12 protein-coding genes are annotated in these 14,527 nt (G+C 53.8%); all 12 read right to left on the reverse strand.

All coding sequences use genetic code 11. The annotated features are described in order from the left end of the window. Window positions 1-89 precede the first annotated feature (89 nt). Window positions 90-2,240: an ADP-ribosylglycohydrolase family protein gene (locus AC0YOA_RS01775; protein ID WP_475785141.1), complete on the reverse strand. Its 2,151-nt coding sequence runs from the start codon at window positions 2,238-2,240 to the stop codon at window positions 90-92. Window positions 2,241-2,279: 39 nt separating this feature from the next. Then, window positions 2,280-3,125 carry a carbohydrate ABC transporter permease gene (locus AC0YOA_RS01780; RefSeq protein WP_210045407.1) on the reverse strand — a complete coding sequence of 282 codons (846 nt, stop codon included), beginning with the start codon at window positions 3,123-3,125 and terminating at the stop codon, window positions 2,280-2,282. After that, on the reverse strand, window positions 3,122-4,051 hold the full coding sequence (locus AC0YOA_RS01785; RefSeq protein WP_210045408.1) for a carbohydrate ABC transporter permease: 930 nt from the start codon (window positions 4,049-4,051) through the stop codon (window positions 3,122-3,124). Before AC0YOA_RS01785 ends, AC0YOA_RS01780 begins: the two co-directional genes overlap by 4 nt. A 21-nt stretch (window positions 4,052-4,072) precedes the next feature. After that, window positions 4,073-5,383 (reverse strand): ABC transporter substrate-binding protein, encoded by a 1,311-nt coding sequence (locus tag AC0YOA_RS01790; protein WP_475785142.1) that lies wholly within the window; start codon window positions 5,381-5,383, stop codon window positions 4,073-4,075. Between the two features lie 247 nt (window positions 5,384-5,630). Next, window positions 5,631-6,524 carry an AraC family transcriptional regulator gene (locus AC0YOA_RS01795; RefSeq protein ID WP_379113422.1) on the reverse strand — a complete coding sequence of 298 codons (894 nt, stop codon included), beginning with the start codon at window positions 6,522-6,524 and terminating at the stop codon, window positions 5,631-5,633. Between the two features lie 312 nt (window positions 6,525-6,836). Beyond that, window positions 6,837-7,238 (reverse strand): RrF2 family transcriptional regulator, encoded by a 402-nt coding sequence (locus AC0YOA_RS01800; protein ID WP_475785143.1) that lies wholly within the window; start codon window positions 7,236-7,238, stop codon window positions 6,837-6,839. Between the two features lie 93 nt (window positions 7,239-7,331). Continuing rightward, window positions 7,332-7,907, reverse strand: coding sequence for a TetR/AcrR family transcriptional regulator (locus AC0YOA_RS01805; protein ID WP_475785144.1), 576 nt, complete (start codon window positions 7,905-7,907; stop codon window positions 7,332-7,334). A 186-nt stretch (window positions 7,908-8,093) separates the two neighbouring features. Then, window positions 8,094-9,047: a D-2-hydroxyacid dehydrogenase family protein gene (locus tag AC0YOA_RS01810; RefSeq protein WP_475785145.1), complete on the reverse strand. Its 954-nt coding sequence runs from the start codon at window positions 9,045-9,047 to the stop codon at window positions 8,094-8,096. Between the two features lie 168 nt (window positions 9,048-9,215). Further along, window positions 9,216-10,319: a mandelate racemase/muconate lactonizing enzyme family protein gene (locus AC0YOA_RS01815; RefSeq protein WP_475766463.1), complete on the reverse strand. Its 1,104-nt coding sequence runs from the start codon at window positions 10,317-10,319 to the stop codon at window positions 9,216-9,218. 38 nt (window positions 10,320-10,357) lie between these two features. Then, a complete protein-coding gene (locus AC0YOA_RS01820) occupies window positions 10,358-12,640 on the reverse strand; it encodes an AraC family transcriptional regulator (protein ID WP_475785146.1) in 2,283 nt (760 codons plus the stop codon). Between the two features lie 321 nt (window positions 12,641-12,961). Beyond that, window positions 12,962-13,381 (reverse strand): Rieske (2Fe-2S) protein, encoded by a 420-nt coding sequence (locus tag AC0YOA_RS01825; RefSeq protein ID WP_475785147.1) that lies wholly within the window; start codon window positions 13,379-13,381, stop codon window positions 12,962-12,964. A 26-nt stretch (window positions 13,382-13,407) separates the two neighbouring features. Further along, window positions 13,408-14,496, reverse strand: coding sequence for an amidohydrolase family protein (locus AC0YOA_RS01830; RefSeq protein ID WP_475785148.1), 1,089 nt, complete (start codon window positions 14,494-14,496; stop codon window positions 13,408-13,410). Between the last annotated feature and the right edge of the window lie 31 nt (window positions 14,497-14,527).

A 14,527-nucleotide genomic window follows, 5' to 3' on the forward strand; every position in this document is an offset into this window, starting at 1 on the left:
CCTCATCTCCAAATATATCCGCCACAATCAGATTTAATGAACAATTATGCATTCTCATCCTCTGGCGCGGCTGCGCCCCTGGTTTCCCGTCAGCGGCTTGACACGCGATAGCGCTTATAATGGGTGTGGCTGCCGGCCATATTGGACAATCCCACCTGCCCCGTCCAATAAGGAAGGCCGTTATCTCCCGCATCCTCCACTTCAAGTACATGCTGTCCGTTCACGCTTACCGTAAACCGGTTCCCCTTCGCTTCGACGGCAATCGTATAGTCCCGGCCATGCTCCCATTCGAAGTCGGCAGAAGCAAGCTCCATGCATCCGTTAGCATTCTTGTAAAAGCTCACTTTATTGCCGGGGGCAAGACCCGCGGCGTAAGAACGGATACCGCCCTGCACCCTGACGAGCACCCTGTGGTGGCTTCCGGATACGGGCCGAACGACCGCTTCAAACGCATAGTCCCGCCACTTCAGATCGCCGGTATAGCATTCTGCGGATTCGCCGCTGTAGCTGCCGGACAATTCGCCCTGCTCCAGTGTCCATAATCCGCGCAAATAAGTAAATTGGCTGACCTCCTGATGCAGTCCGTGCCAGCGCTCTATCCGCTCGAAGCCAAAATCTATGGCGTAATCAGGCACGCCCGAGAAATGGAAGTCATCCACATAGGCTACGAGATTCGCGGACCAGCCTTCGGCAGGGACGAACTCGATGCCCGCTTCGCCGATGCACACATTTTCCATCGAAGGCAGCTCATAGCGCAGAGTGGTCCATTCGCCTTTCACGGGCTCGATGCTGTCGGCATAGTGGCGCACATCGGCATTGACATCCTTGACGTACAGCCTTGCAATCACTCCGATGTTCACAAATTCAGGGATCATGACTTGGGCTTCGATGGTCTGGCCGGGGTAGAGCAGCGGCGAGAAGCTCGGGTCGTACCGGCTGTCGTTGAAATCATGAGGGCGGTAGTAGGTCTGGTGATAGACACGATAGCCATACCCGCCGCTCACCCGGTCGAACAGCACCTTCAGGGAGCGTCCGCCGCTTGCCGCCGCTTCCGGCGTGTTCGAGACGACGCCGGTAACATGCGCTCCGCTTGCATCTGCGTCCGTGCGGAACGCATGCGTCGACCCCGGATATTCGAAATGAAAACGCGGCGATTCGCCGGTGAGGACCGGACGCCATTTGGCCGGAATGTCCGCGTTCGCGATTTTATAACCGAAGCTTGCGATATAGGAAGCGCACCAGGGAATATCCAGTATGTTCAGCGTTCCGATGACGCTGGAGCAGCACAGGAAATCGTTGATCGGCTTCCGCCACGAATCATCAATGCCGTCAAGGCCATTCCGCACGCCCATGATGGTACCGACATTTGCGACATTGCAATCCGTATCCCAGCCGCACATGTTGCAGATATTGATCGAGCGGGAGAAGTCTCCTCCGCCGTACAGCAGCGACAGCACAATGACCGCCGCGTTCGGGATGATATGGCATTCGCCCGGATACAGATGGTAGCCGAACTTCTCCCGCACGAACAGGAAGGCCTCCCTCCAATCCTCCGGTTGACCCCCATGATATTCGATAACCGTTCGGGTCATTCGTGCGAAATCGCAATCCTCCGGGATCACGGACAGCCCCGCTTCCAGAATCTCTTGCATATCCTGGCGGTCGAATGCGGCTGCGATGCAGGCCGCGATAAACATGCCGCCATACTTCCCGTTGCCGTCATGCGACACGCTGGCGATTTTCTCCGCATACTCTGCCGCAAGTCTCGGGTTGCCCGGTGCGATCAATCCCCATACATCAATGAAGATCTGCCCGCCGATCTGCTCCGCCACCGCAGCCCCATTCTGCTCGATCGATCCCGAGCGCGGCGCCATGATCCCGTTCTTGAGGTTCTGATAGGCGGTATGCTCGGTCGATTTGCCATAGCCGCCCCACCAATAGAAGCCGTGGCCATCGGGCGCATAATTAAGCCAGGTCAGCCCCATCTGCTCGGCTGTAATCTCGCTTGTATGCGTGTAATCCTCCAGCGCGCGGAGAAAGAACATGGGTCCGTTCGTATCGTCATCCGCCGCGAAATTTTTAAACGTATGAAGATAGCCCGTGATTTCGCCGAACGTTCTTGCGATCCTTTCGTACGTCCACTGCTCGATATTGCCTCCATGACGGACGCCTATTACTTTCCCCAGCCATCCCGCATAGACGCGTTCCGGATAATCTGCAGGCAGGATCTGTTTATTCATGATGATTCCATTCTCCTCTCGGTTATGTTGCTTGTGTTTTTATCCCTTGATCCCCATGCTGGCAATTCCGCCGATCAGATTGCGCTGCGCAAAATAGTAGATGAGCAGCAGCGGCACGACGACGACAGTCGAAGCCGCCATGAGCAGATTCCACTCGGAGCCTCTGCTGGAAACGAAGTTGGCAAGGCCGACGGCCAAGGTGAATTTCTCCGGCGAATTCAAATAAATGAGCGGTCCCATGAAATCGTTGTACACATTCGTGAATGTAAATACGACAATGATGGTCATCGAGGGACGCAGGACCGGGACAAGCACCTTCCACAGAATTTGCAATTCATTCGCTCCGTCGATCTTGGCCGCCTCGTCGAGGTCCTTCGGGATCGTGAGCAGGTACTGCCGCATCAGGAAGACGAAGAACGGATTCGCGAAGTAAGCCGGGACCGTCAGCGGCAGGTACGTATCCACCCAATTCAGCTTACTGAACATGAGGAAGGTCGGGATCATCGTCACCTGCTCCGGTATGAGCATGGTAGCGAGCATGATCATGAACAGCACCTCGCGTCCGCGGAAGCGGAACCGGGAGAAGCCGTATGCGACCAGCGTGCAGGACACGACCTGGCCAATAATGACGAAGAGCTCAATCGTAAGCGTATTCGTGATGTAGGTAGCGAACGGAGCAAAGGAAAATGCGTTCACATAGTTCGCCCACTGCGGGTCTGCCGGAATCCACTGCGGCGGAAATTGAAACGTGGTCGCTTTGGTCTTCAGCGATGTCGATATCATCCAGAAGAAGGGAACCATGCAGGCGAACGACAGGATGATAAGGAAGCAGTAAGCGGCAATTTTGCCAAAAGGCTTCCTCGCCGATACATTCACATTCGTCATTTCACCACCGCCTTCCTTCCCTGGGTCTCATCCGCCTCATAATAGACCCACCTGTTTTGCGTCGCATATACAATCAGCGCAAGCACCAGCGACAGGAGGCCGCCAATCCATGCCATGGCCGAAGCATAGCCCATATCGAATGATTTGAAGGCCTTCTGGTACAGATAAAGCATATAGAACAAGCCTGCATTGTCAGGACCGCCTCCGCCCCGGCCGTTGATGATATACGCCTGCGTGAAGACCTGGAAGGAACCGATGATGCCCATGAGCAGGAGGAAAAAGAGCGTCGGCGTCAGCAGCGGGATCGTGATCCGCCAGAACCGCCGGTACATACCGGCGCCGTCAATTTTGGCGGCTTCGTACAGCTGCTCCGGAATGTTCTGGAGGCCGCCCAGAAACAGGATGGCGTTCCCTCCAACCCCCCACAGGCTCATGATGACATAGCTTGTGAGTATCCAGCTTGGATCCTTGAGCCACTGGGGTCCTTCGATGCCGACCCAGGACAGCATATAATTCAGCAGCCCGTAATCGGCATTGAAGATCCACAGCCACAGCATGGAGACGGCCACGCCGGTAAGCACCGAAGGCAGGTAGAACAACGTCCGGAAGAAATTGATGCCCTTTACTTTAAGATTCAGCATCAGCGACAGCAGCAGGCCGATCACAAGACCGAGCGGAATGGCCATCGCGCTGTAGGTGAGCGTAACCTTCATCGATTTGTAAAACAGCGGATCGCGGAACAGGCGGTTGAAGTTGTCCAGCCCTATCCAGGAAGGGCTGGCGTAGATATCCCAGTGCATGAAGCTCAGCGCCAGGGATGCGAGGATCGGGAAGGCGGCGAACGCCAGAAACCCCAGGATCCAGGGAGATATAAACAAGTAGCCGAGCCTTTCTTCCCGCCGGGCGCTTTTGGATAGCTTCACCATGATATGTCCACCTCCGATTCGTTACTTGACTGTTTGGGCTTCATCCAGCTTTTTCTGCATCTCTTCGGCTGCTTGCGGAAGCACGTCGCCCGGCGATTTCATCTCGACGCCCTTCAGCGGATTCACGATATCCGTATAGGTCTGGGTCATGTCTGAAGTAATATCATCGTAGGCGTTATTGCGGACATAGACCGGTTTCTTCGTCGGCTTCGCGCCCTGATCATAGAACACCTTCAGCGCCTCGTTGTCGAGCAGCTTCTGATCCTCCCAGATCTTCGGAATCGGCGGCCCCCATGTCAGCTCCTCCGCCACATCTTGGCCGATCTCCGTGCTCGACATGAACTTCATGAATTCCCATGTCGCTTCCTTATGCTTCGATTTGGCATTCATAAACCAGCTGACGATGTCGGCCCAGGCGTAATCCTCTCCGCCCGGCACTTTCGGAAACGATACGGCTCCCCATTTGAACGTGACATCCTTCAGCGAGTTATAGCCCCACAGCGTCCCCATTGTCATGCCCACCGTACCCGAGCCGAACGCGCCGTTGTCGCCGGTCATCGTCTCCGAGATGGACGACGGAAGCACGCTCCCATCCTTCATCAGCTGCTGGCCAAGCTCGTAGGCCTTCATCGTTTCCGGCGAGTCCAGCACGCCCTTCACCGTAAGCCCGTCTTCGCTGATCATATCGCCGCCGTAATTCCATACGAGCGGCGTACCCGTAAGCAGCGAGTCGCCTGTTGCGATATCGGTGCCGAACACTTTCTTCTCCCCGTTCGTCACAGACTTCGCGATGCTGCGGAAATCATCAACCGTCCAATCCTCCGTCGGATAAGGCACCTGCGCCGCATCGAACAGATCCTTGTTGTACAGGACAACAGAACTGGAATAGTCGCGGGGCAGTCCGTAATAATGGCCGTCCGCACCCTTCAGTCTAAGATCCGTTATCGGCTGAAAATATTGGTTCATATCCCACCCGCTCGCTTCGATGAATTCGTCGATTGGCTGAATGTAGCCCCGGTCGAATTCATTGCCGGGGTACCAGCCTACCCACATATCCGGACCCTTGCCTGCGGCGAACGCCGTGTTCAGCTTCTCAAAATAGCCTTCCTCCGGAATATTGGCCATCTTGATCCGGATATCCGGATGGCTCTCCTCGAATTTCTTGACCAGCTTCTCGTACAGCGGCTGCCAGTTCGCCAGGTCCGGCTGCCAGAATACGAGCTCCGTCTTCCCTCCCGAGCCGCTTCCATTGGAGTCCTTCGTACAGCCTGCCAGCAGGCCCAGCACCAGTAAACATACGATCAATAGATGAATGTTTGTTTTCCTCACCATGAACCTCAACCCCTTTTTAAAGAGTGTGCTGCTTACTTCTTTTACTTCACTTGCCACCTGCATATCTTTAATTAAAGCGCTTTCATTTTGCATTTATATCATACCACCGCTGCTAATCGGCCGTCTTGCTAATAAGCACACTTCCCTTGTCAAAAACGGCTGGATTTCGTATCCGCTGTATGTTTGACCTGCCGTTTTGGATCCCTAAAAAAAATAACCCTCCCTGCAGGAACGTTAGAAGGGTTCATCATTTATCGGATTCAGCTGAAAGCGCCATTGCCCTCTCTCTGGTCAGGGCAAGCACGGACGCCTCAGCCCGGTACTCCTGCGGGGTCATGCCGACTATCTGCCTGAAAGCCCGGTAGAACGGAGTCAGGCTCTGAAACCCGCAGTGCAGACAAATCGTCATCACCTGCATGTCCGAGGTGATCAACAGCCGCTTGGCTTCATTGATGCGCAGCTGGGTCAGGTATTCCTTGAAGCCCTCGCCAAGCATTTCCTTGAATAGGTGGCGCGTCCGCGACGGACTGAGCATAAGCACGCGCGCGACATCCTCCAGCTCTATGGGATCACGGAAGTTCTCCTTCATGAAGGATAGTGCGGGATTCAGTTTATGATACAGATTAACGACCCGGTTAATCTCGCTCTTGGGCGTGTCGCTGCCATAGTGCCTCAGCAGCAGCGTACAGATTTGGAGCAAGCCGCCGCGGAGCATATTTTTGTAGCCTGTCCTCCGCTCGCGGTACTCCCTCTCCATCGAGAGGAGCAAGCCGCCGATTTCTTTGGCCGCGGGTGAATGGGCCGGAATGTGGTTATGGAACTGGGTCGGGTTGTATACGAAAGGAAGGAGCAGCTCCTTCTCACCCTGTTCAATGAATTCGGGATCGAAATACATAAAGGAAAAATGGCTGGGGTCGTCCCCATCGGACTGGGCGATATGCCGCTCCATATTATTGACGACGAACACATCGCCGGGCATGACGCGGAATTTTTTCTCGCCGAAATAAAACCAGCCTTTACCCGTATGACAATAACCGATCTCAAGCGGCGTGTGCCAATGAAAAGTCTCGACCATCGTGCTTGGTGTCCACTCCTGGAACATAATGGGAAGGTCTTTTTCAAACTCGTATTTGAATTCCATGCCGATCCCCAACTTTTCGTCGAAATTGACTTCCTTGGTCTGTATGATGCCATCATAGTATGGCTGCCAAGCTCAAAGCAATACTGCACCGGAGTACACTGAAATTATAAAAAATCAGGCGGACACAGCCGCACCGCCGTTAATCGCTTCCGCTTGTTCGCAATTGCTCGTATTGAAACGTCACCACGCCGCGTAATCGTAATTCGCTCAGCAATAATGCCGATTGGCCGTACCCTGTGATCTTCATTAGTCATTCACCTTTCTGGAAAAAATTATTTGTGCAATAATTTGCACATTTTCAGTAAAAAAAATTTACTCCGCCAAATCCGCGATCGTATAGTTCCCAAGCACCTGCGTGACCTGAATGTTGATATCGGTCGAGATCCGCGTGAAGGATTCCCGGACTTTCGCGCCAAACAAGCCTACTCCGGTCGTGTCGGCCATCCGTCCCCATTGCGGGTCTTCATTATGAAGGAACTGGTATACTTCGAACAGGGTGATCTCCTCCGGCCGTTTGGCCAGGCGGTAGCCTCCGGACCGGCCCTGCTTCACATCAATCAGGCCCGCTTCCGCCAGCTGCGATAAAATCTTGCGGAGCGCCGTCGGCTCGCAGCTGATAAGGCCGGCGATCTCGGCGCTGGACCATTGGTCCCGACGCGACGCGAGCGCGATAAGAGCCTGCACCCCGAATCCGAAGCGGGTCAACTGAGCCATCGGGCGACTGCTCCTTTCTTTGATTTAATATGCAAATTGCAGCACACTTAATTTAGATGTTCAAGGACGGGCTGCTGCAAGCATCAAAGCCTCTTATCTTTCCAATATAGCGAGGGTTGTGTCGATAATCCCTTTCAATTTCTCTTTATCTTCCGTTGTCTTAACCAGAACGCGCATGCCGATCCACGCATTGTTCAAGTAAGAAGCCAGCGATTCGGCATTGTGATGATCAGCAATTTCGCCTGTATTCTGGCCGAGTGTGACCAGCTCGAGCAGCAGCTTCTCGCCACTGGCAAAGCTCTCATTCACTTTGACTGCCACTTCAGAATCATGCTGGGCAAGCTCAACCGCAGAATTGACCATCAAGCAGCCTCGGGTCCCTGCTTCTGCCATCGCGGTAAATTCAAACAACTGCCGGATGGCCTGTTTGGCGGAAGCGGTATTTTTGATCAATGACCTTGTTTCTGCTCCTATAGCTTGATCATAGCGTTCCATTGCTTTCATGTATAAAGAATGCTTGTCGCCAAAGGTATTATAAATGCTCTTCCTGTGGACGCCCATGGTCTCCACCAGATTGCTCATCGATGTTTTTTCATATCCTTGAAACCAAAAAAGACCCATTGCCTTATTAAGCACATCGTTAACTTCAAACTCTCTGTTTCTGGACATACCAACAGCTCCTTTACTGCCATTATACCCAATATAGAACGATCGATAAAGAATAAGAAATATCCAGTCCTTCCAAGCTGCGACCGTTCAGATCCATCCGAAAAAGCGGCTGCCCGCCGGTGTTCAGGGCCATTCCCCCGGAACCGGCAGCAGCCGCTTGATCAGCGGATGAGGAATGAATTCCCGCTAGCCGAGAACGTTCACGGGCGATCCATTCAAATAAGCATCAATGTCCTCGACGATTCCGCGGAAGAAGCCGCGGTAAGCCGCTTCAGTAACATACCCGATATGCGGCGTCGCCAGCACATTGGGCAGTGTGCGGAGCGGATCATCCGCAGGCAGAGGCTCCTGCTCGAACACGTCCAGTCCGGCTCCGGCAATTGTGCCGCTGCGCAGCGCTTCAATCAGCGCATCCCGGTCAACGATCGGCGCGCGCGAGGTGTTGATGAGGTAGGCTGACGGCCGCATGAGCCCGAGCTCCCGTGCTCCGAGCAGTCCTCTTGTGCGATCGCCAAGCACGAGATGAATCGAGACAAAGTCGCTGCTCTCGAGCAGCTCCTCCTTCGAGGAAGCCAGCTTCACACCCGCGGCGGCAGCTTTTTCCGCGGTCAGATTTTGGCTCCATGCCGCAACCTCCATGCCGAACGCTTGTCCGATCCGCGCGACATTGCTCCCGATATGACCGAGTCCCAGCAGGCCGAGACGCTTGCCGAGAAGGTCGATGCCGACCGTACTCTGCCACTGCCCGTCGGAACGAAGCGCCTCATTCTCCTGCACAAGTTTCCTCGCCAGTCCCAGAATAAGCGTCCATGTCAGCTCCGTCGTGCCTTCGCCTCCCCCGCGCGTCCCGCATACGACTACGCCGTTGTCCGCCGCGGCGGCCAGATCGACAGAAGCGTTGCGCATTCCAGTCGTCACCAGCAGCTTCAGACGGGGCAGACGCTTGAAGAGTCCGCTCCGAAAAGGAGTGCGCTCCCGCATTATGACTACAATCTCGCAATCTTCGATCGCAGCTGCCAGCTCGTCCTCATTCTCGAAATGGGTATGGAATACTTTAACATCCACTCGATCGGCGAGCCCCGTCCAATCCGTCATGGACATGGCAACCTGCTGATAATCGTCAAGCACAGCGCATTTCATCTCATATTACCCCTTCCCAACCGGATCTGCTCTCATAATCGCATACTGCCGGGCGTTTGCCAAGCGTCCTTCGACCTGCGGCATGGGCAGATAACAGTAAAGGGCACATCCTTTAAGGATGCGCCCTTACCGCACAGCAGCCATAACTATTCTTCTGCAGGCTCAGGTTTATAGTCGGCTAATCTGGTAATCAGCCTTATCCAGCCACTGCTGATTGATCTCAACACCCCAGCCAGGACCTTTGGGAATCTCCACGGAGCCGTCAACGACCTTGAGCGGAGGGCTGAAAAGCCCGTCTGTCCAGGCGTTGTTCCACTCTATCGTATATTCCATAAACCGGCCGGCGTTGGGAATGGCTCCCAACATATGCAAAGTAAATACCGTGACCATCGAGAGATTCGATGAATGCGGCGTACACGGGATTCCGGCTTCCTCCGCCATCTTCGCCACCTGCAGAGCGCGGCTCAATCCGCCCACATAACAAACATCGGGCTGTACAATATCCACAGCCCGCATGGCAATCATGCGCCGGAACTGGGCCAGATCCGTATCCTGCTCTCCTCCGGTCACTGCCAGGCTCAAAGCCTGATTTACCTGCTGTGTCCATTCCAGCTCGGGGTAGGGACATGGCTCCTCATAGTGGCAAACGCCGTACTGCTCCAGCATATGACCTACCTCGATAGCCCGCTCGGGCGAGAAGCCGCTGTTCGCGTCCACATACAGCAGGGTATCCGGACCGATCGCTTCGCGCACTGCCGGAACAATGGCTTCCGTTCTGCCAGGCCAGGCGTCAACATCATGCCCGAAGGGATTGCCGATGCGGATTTTGAACGCTTTGAAGCCATGGGATTGCTTTAACCGCTTCAGCCTCTCGGCTTCCTGCTCGGGGGTGATGGACCGGCTCATGCTGGAGCCATACACCTCGACAGCTGTTTTTTGGCCGCCCAGCAGCTCCCGCACGCTTTTATTCTGGATTTTCCCATGAAGATCCCACAGGGCCGTATCGACCCCGCCTACCGCACGGCATATATAAGATCCCGGAAACTTATGCTCGCCCTCAATGCATTTCTCGGCCAGCGGAGCGATATCCTCCACCCGGCTCACATCCGCTCCCAATACATAGGGACTGACTTGCTGGTGAAGCACCAGGGCGGCGATATTGGCATGAATATAGGGAGCCGTCTGCCCGTAGCCTTCTCTTCCGTCGTCCGTCCGGACTCTGACAATGCTGATTTCCTTTGTTGTGAAGGTCTCTATACTGGCAATTTTCATGTTTGAATACCTGCTTCCTGGCTATATTTTTAAACCTTTTACCTGAACAAGGTCCGGTATTGTCCCGGGGTCATGCCAACGATTTTGCGGAAAGACCGGATAAAATTCTGAGGGTTCGTATAATGCAGCTTTAAAGCGATTTCAACAATCTTCAAATCGGTTGATTGCAGCCACTCCTTGGCCTTGAGCAGCCGGTATTGGGACAAGTAATCGGCGAAGCTCGTTCCCATTTCCCGGGAGAACACCCTGCTCACATAATGGGGATGGTAATTCACCCTTGCCGCGCATGCATCCAAGGTCAGCATTTTATCATAGTCGGCGTGGATGATCTTGATAATCTCATCCGATATCCTCCGGTATTGCGTTTCCTCCCGCTGCGTCAAGAACCGGATAACCGGGAGAATGATGTTGTCGCAAAACCAGTTCTCCACCTCGAGTCCGGTCTTCAGATGCAGCAGCTCGCCGAACAATGAGCGGTTCTTGTCATCAATCAGATTCCATGGCAAGCCGGAATCCTTCGCAATCCGGACCATTTCGCCGAGCAGCAGAGACAAGGAAATTTCGTATTGGTTGCAGCCGATTTTGTTATCCGTAACCTCCGCGATAAACCGGTGCAGGATATCCTGCGCTCTGCCGGCATCCATGCTCTTGACCGCTTCAACGAGCTCCTTCTCCGTCTCCTGCGGATATTGGATGGAGCCGCTGGAGCGGAGCTGCACATCCTCGATGAACAGGATCACCTCCTGCCCGAGCTGAAGCCTGTATTTCAAAGCCTCCTGGCTTTCCTTGAAGGCTGCCGGGGCTGCTCCCGGTGAACGGATCTCGCGGCTTACGCCTATACTGATTTTAATATGCAAATAGGAGCGGACCGCTTGTTGAATTTTCACCGCCAGCCCGAATATCCAGTCCTTGAAAGCCCCGTCGCCCGGCTTGGCGCTGTCTATGAGCACCCCAACCGTATCCTGAATGATGACGGAGCCGATTCGTTGCCGCTCCGCTACAATTTCCCGCAAAATATTATCGATCGCAAACAACAGCAGGCTGCGGTCCTGCTCCTTATAGCGGGTGCCTTCCAGCGTATCGATCTCAACCGCCAGTACGATCGAACGCTCAAGCTCCGCCGGGAGTCCATGAAACACCAGGCCCTCTTCCATTTCTTTACGCCTCAAGTCCCCCTGGAACAGCTTGAAAAAGAAATATTCCTTCAGCAGCTTGATTTGTCCCTCAATTTGATTCCCCATTCTGAATTTGGACTGCGTGAGCCGCTGGACGCTTAGCTCAATCGATTCAAATTCGTTCTTGTGGAGCAGCGAATCTTCGCCCGACTCCGCAAGGACAGAGGTATACAGCTTTCTCACCGGACGGTAGATCCGGCGCGATCCCAGCCAGGCAATAATTAAAGTCAGGGCGCAGATCGTCAGACACGCAACCAGGGTAAACCACCCGATGGCCTTGGAATCCCGGGTTGACTGCGCGATGGAGACCGAGGATACATAAACCCATCCGTTATAAGAGGACTGGCGGTACGAGAGCATCACGTTCCCTTGTCCCAGCTCTGTTTCGAATGAGCCGATTTCCTCCGTATGGCTTTGCAGCAGCTCCGTGATCTGTCCGGGCTGCATATTAGCACCCTCCACATCCTCCCCGTCAAGCGCAATGACCCGTTTATCCGCATCCAGAATCATCATTGCCCCGGGCATTACATTCTTGGACAGAAGCTTGCGGATCTCATGGATGGGGATTTTACTGACCAGGAAGCCATCCGGATTCGATGAGATGATCGGCATCCGCTTTATCAAATTTACGGTCTTCACGCTGTCCAGATCGTCGCCGTCTCCGGGAACGGGCTCTCTGTTAATCGTCCACTGCGAAATCGCCGGCATTTGTGCATAATCCTGCAGCAGATCCAGGCTTTCTTTATCGATCTTGTAGAAGAAGCCGCTGTTATTGATCAACCAATTCTTCTCGATATTGTATAGAAAGACATCAAAGATTCCGAGCCCCTGTGCCTGCAGCTTGTATAATCCGTCTCTGATTTGCTGAAAATCCTGATACCGCTCCTTCTCCATTTCCAGTTCCATGACGGAAATCGTCAGCGGAGAATGGATAAACTGGTTGGTCACCGTATCGACGGTTTTCAACACCTGCTCCACCCGGAACTGCGTTTGCTCGAGTATCCGGCTATTCCCTTCGTTCACTTTCCTTTGAATTTCCACGGAGGCCTTGGAATAAGAGAAGAAGCCGAGCATCAATACCGGAGTCATGCCTATAAACAGACTGAATAAAAAAATGTTCACGAGATATTTGGATCTTGTTTTCATAATTGTCTCCGATTATGAGAATTTCTCATTGGACATTGATCTTCCTGTTTATATTGCTCATGACAAATTCGTTGGACACCTTTGGTGCAATGCTGCCCACAATAAACACCGCGGGTAGCATTGTCACCTCGGTGCAAAACCATTCACGGTATGGATGTGGTTGGTTTTGCACCTATAGCTGTTAAATTCGGGGTACAAAGGTCGTAAGTGCAGGCTTCCGAAGCAGCTTTCTTACGAAAGCTTTCAGCCTACGCTTCTCCAGACTATTTCCGCCTGCTCCACAGGTATATCACTGAACTTTAGTCTAATTATATACATCTACTAAATATACACGACCACTTTCGCCTCTTCGACCTTCACCTCGTATGTCTCTACTGAAGGGGATTCCTCTTCCATATCCGCATCCGCGTCTGCTTCGACGGCAACCTGATAGGTCTTGACCAGACATTTATGCGGGTCAAAAATGGACTTGCCGTTCTGAATATCAAACTCCCAGCCATGCCAGGGGCAGCGCAGGATCTCGCCTTCCCGGCCGTACAGATATTGTCCCGGCTCAGACGGCAATGTCATTCCCGTTACCTTGCCCGCGCACAGCGGAGCGCCTTGATGCGGGCAGCTGTTTTTGAGCGCGTAATACGTACCGCTCACATTAAACACGCCAACCGAGCGTCCCTCGACCGTCAGAATCCTGTTCGTGCCCGGCGGCAAATCCGCTGCTGCTCCAATCACATGTCTTCCCATCTCTGAACGTCCTCCTTGCAGTTTGATTATAAATTGTACAGCTCTCTGGCATTTTCGAAAAAGATCCGTCTGTGCATCGCTTCAGGCAGCTTCGGAAAAGCATGCGTCGGCGAATCGAAGTCCCAATGCGGATAATCACTGGCAAACATCAGAATATGCTCGGCATCCATCATCTGCAGCATCTGAAGAAGCTCCTTGTCGTCATCGGGCCGCTCCAGCGGCTGGGAGGAAAGCCGGACATGATCCCGCAAATAATCGCTGGGGCGGCGCTTCATCCATGGCACTTCGAACCGCAGCGCCTTGTATTCGGCATTCAGACGCCAGATTAAGCCGGGCAGCCAGGAGACGCCGCCCTCTGTCAGGACGATCTTGAAGTTCGGAAATCTCTCGAATACGCCCTCCGTCAGAAAGCTTACGAGATGGGCTTGAAAGCCCAGGGACAGGCAGGTATGCCATTCAATATAATGAGTCGGGTATCCAGGGGTAGGCTGAATATTAATGCCCATTCCGTCCGTACCCGGATGGATGGCGAACGGCAGGCCGTGGCGTGCGCACGCCTCATAGATCGGATAATACTGCCGCTGGCCGAACGGCGCCCGCGCACCGGAATCAGTCATGACCTGGACAAAATGCGGATGACCTGCCCAGCGCTCGATTTCCCGTGCCGCCGCCTGCGGGTCCTGGTGATTGACCGTAATCGAGCCTTTGAATACGCCGTCATGATTGTATTTACTAAGCCAGGTATCTGCCAGCCAATCATTATAAGCAGCCGCGATAGCGGTTCCAAAATCAGGGTCAGGCTGCAGGTTGCAAAAAGCCCTCGGCAGCAGAATGGCATGTGCGTGGCCATATTTATCGATTAACTGCTCCCGCAGGAAATCGGGGTCCGATCCCGTTGGACCTCCTTGCGGGGGGGTTGCGTCCAGGCGCGCGCCATGTACCGGATTGCCGAAGAATCCGCGCGTGCTTCCATGATAGCGGTCCCTCCATGGCTGGGCCATGTAAGAACGAATCTCTTCTGTATTTCTGGGAGAAGGATGTACATCGCAATCAATAACGCCATACTTCTTGTTCTCTGTTCTCTTCATCACACCGGTCTCTACCTGCTGCTCCATTGAATTCCCAACCTCCTGATCAAAATAGGTT

The sequence above is a fragment of the Paenibacillus sp. JT22N12 genome, from assembly GCF_056269365.1.

Bases quoted from the DNA above. Each gene is read 5' to 3' on its own strand.
- AC0YOA_RS01775 (WP_475785141.1), bottom strand. From the start codon at position 2,240: ATGAATAAACAGATCCTGCCTGCAGATTATCCGGAACGCGTCTATGCG.
- AC0YOA_RS01780 (WP_210045407.1), bottom strand. From the start codon at position 3,125: ATGACGAATGTGAATGTATCGGCGAGGAAGCCTTTTGGCAAAATTGCC.
- AC0YOA_RS01785 (WP_210045408.1), bottom strand. From the start codon at position 4,051: ATGGTGAAGCTATCCAAAAGCGCCCGGCGGGAAGAAAGGCTCGGCTAC.
- AC0YOA_RS01790 (WP_475785142.1), bottom strand. From the start codon at position 5,383: ATGGTGAGGAAAACAAACATTCATCTATTGATCGTATGTTTACTGGTG.
- AC0YOA_RS01795 (WP_379113422.1), bottom strand. From the start codon at position 6,524: ATGGAATTCAAATACGAGTTTGAAAAAGACCTTCCCATTATGTTCCAG.
- AC0YOA_RS01800 (WP_475785143.1), bottom strand. From the start codon at position 7,238: ATGGCTCAGTTGACCCGCTTCGGATTCGGGGTGCAGGCTCTTATCGCG.
- AC0YOA_RS01805 (WP_475785144.1), bottom strand. From the start codon at position 7,907: ATGTCCAGAAACAGAGAGTTTGAAGTTAACGATGTGCTTAATAAGGCA.
- AC0YOA_RS01810 (WP_475785145.1), bottom strand. From the start codon at position 9,047: ATGAAATGCGCTGTGCTTGACGATTATCAGCAGGTTGCCATGTCCATG.
- AC0YOA_RS01815 (WP_475766463.1), bottom strand. From the start codon at position 10,319: ATGAAAATTGCCAGTATAGAGACCTTCACAACAAAGGAAATCAGCATT.
- AC0YOA_RS01820 (WP_475785146.1), bottom strand. From the start codon at position 12,640: ATGAAAACAAGATCCAAATATCTCGTGAACATTTTTTTATTCAGTCTG.
- AC0YOA_RS01825 (WP_475785147.1), bottom strand. From the start codon at position 13,381: ATGGGAAGACATGTGATTGGAGCAGCAGCGGATTTGCCGCCGGGCACG.
- AC0YOA_RS01830 (WP_475785148.1), bottom strand. From the start codon at position 14,496: ATGGAGCAGCAGGTAGAGACCGGTGTGATGAAGAGAACAGAGAACAAG.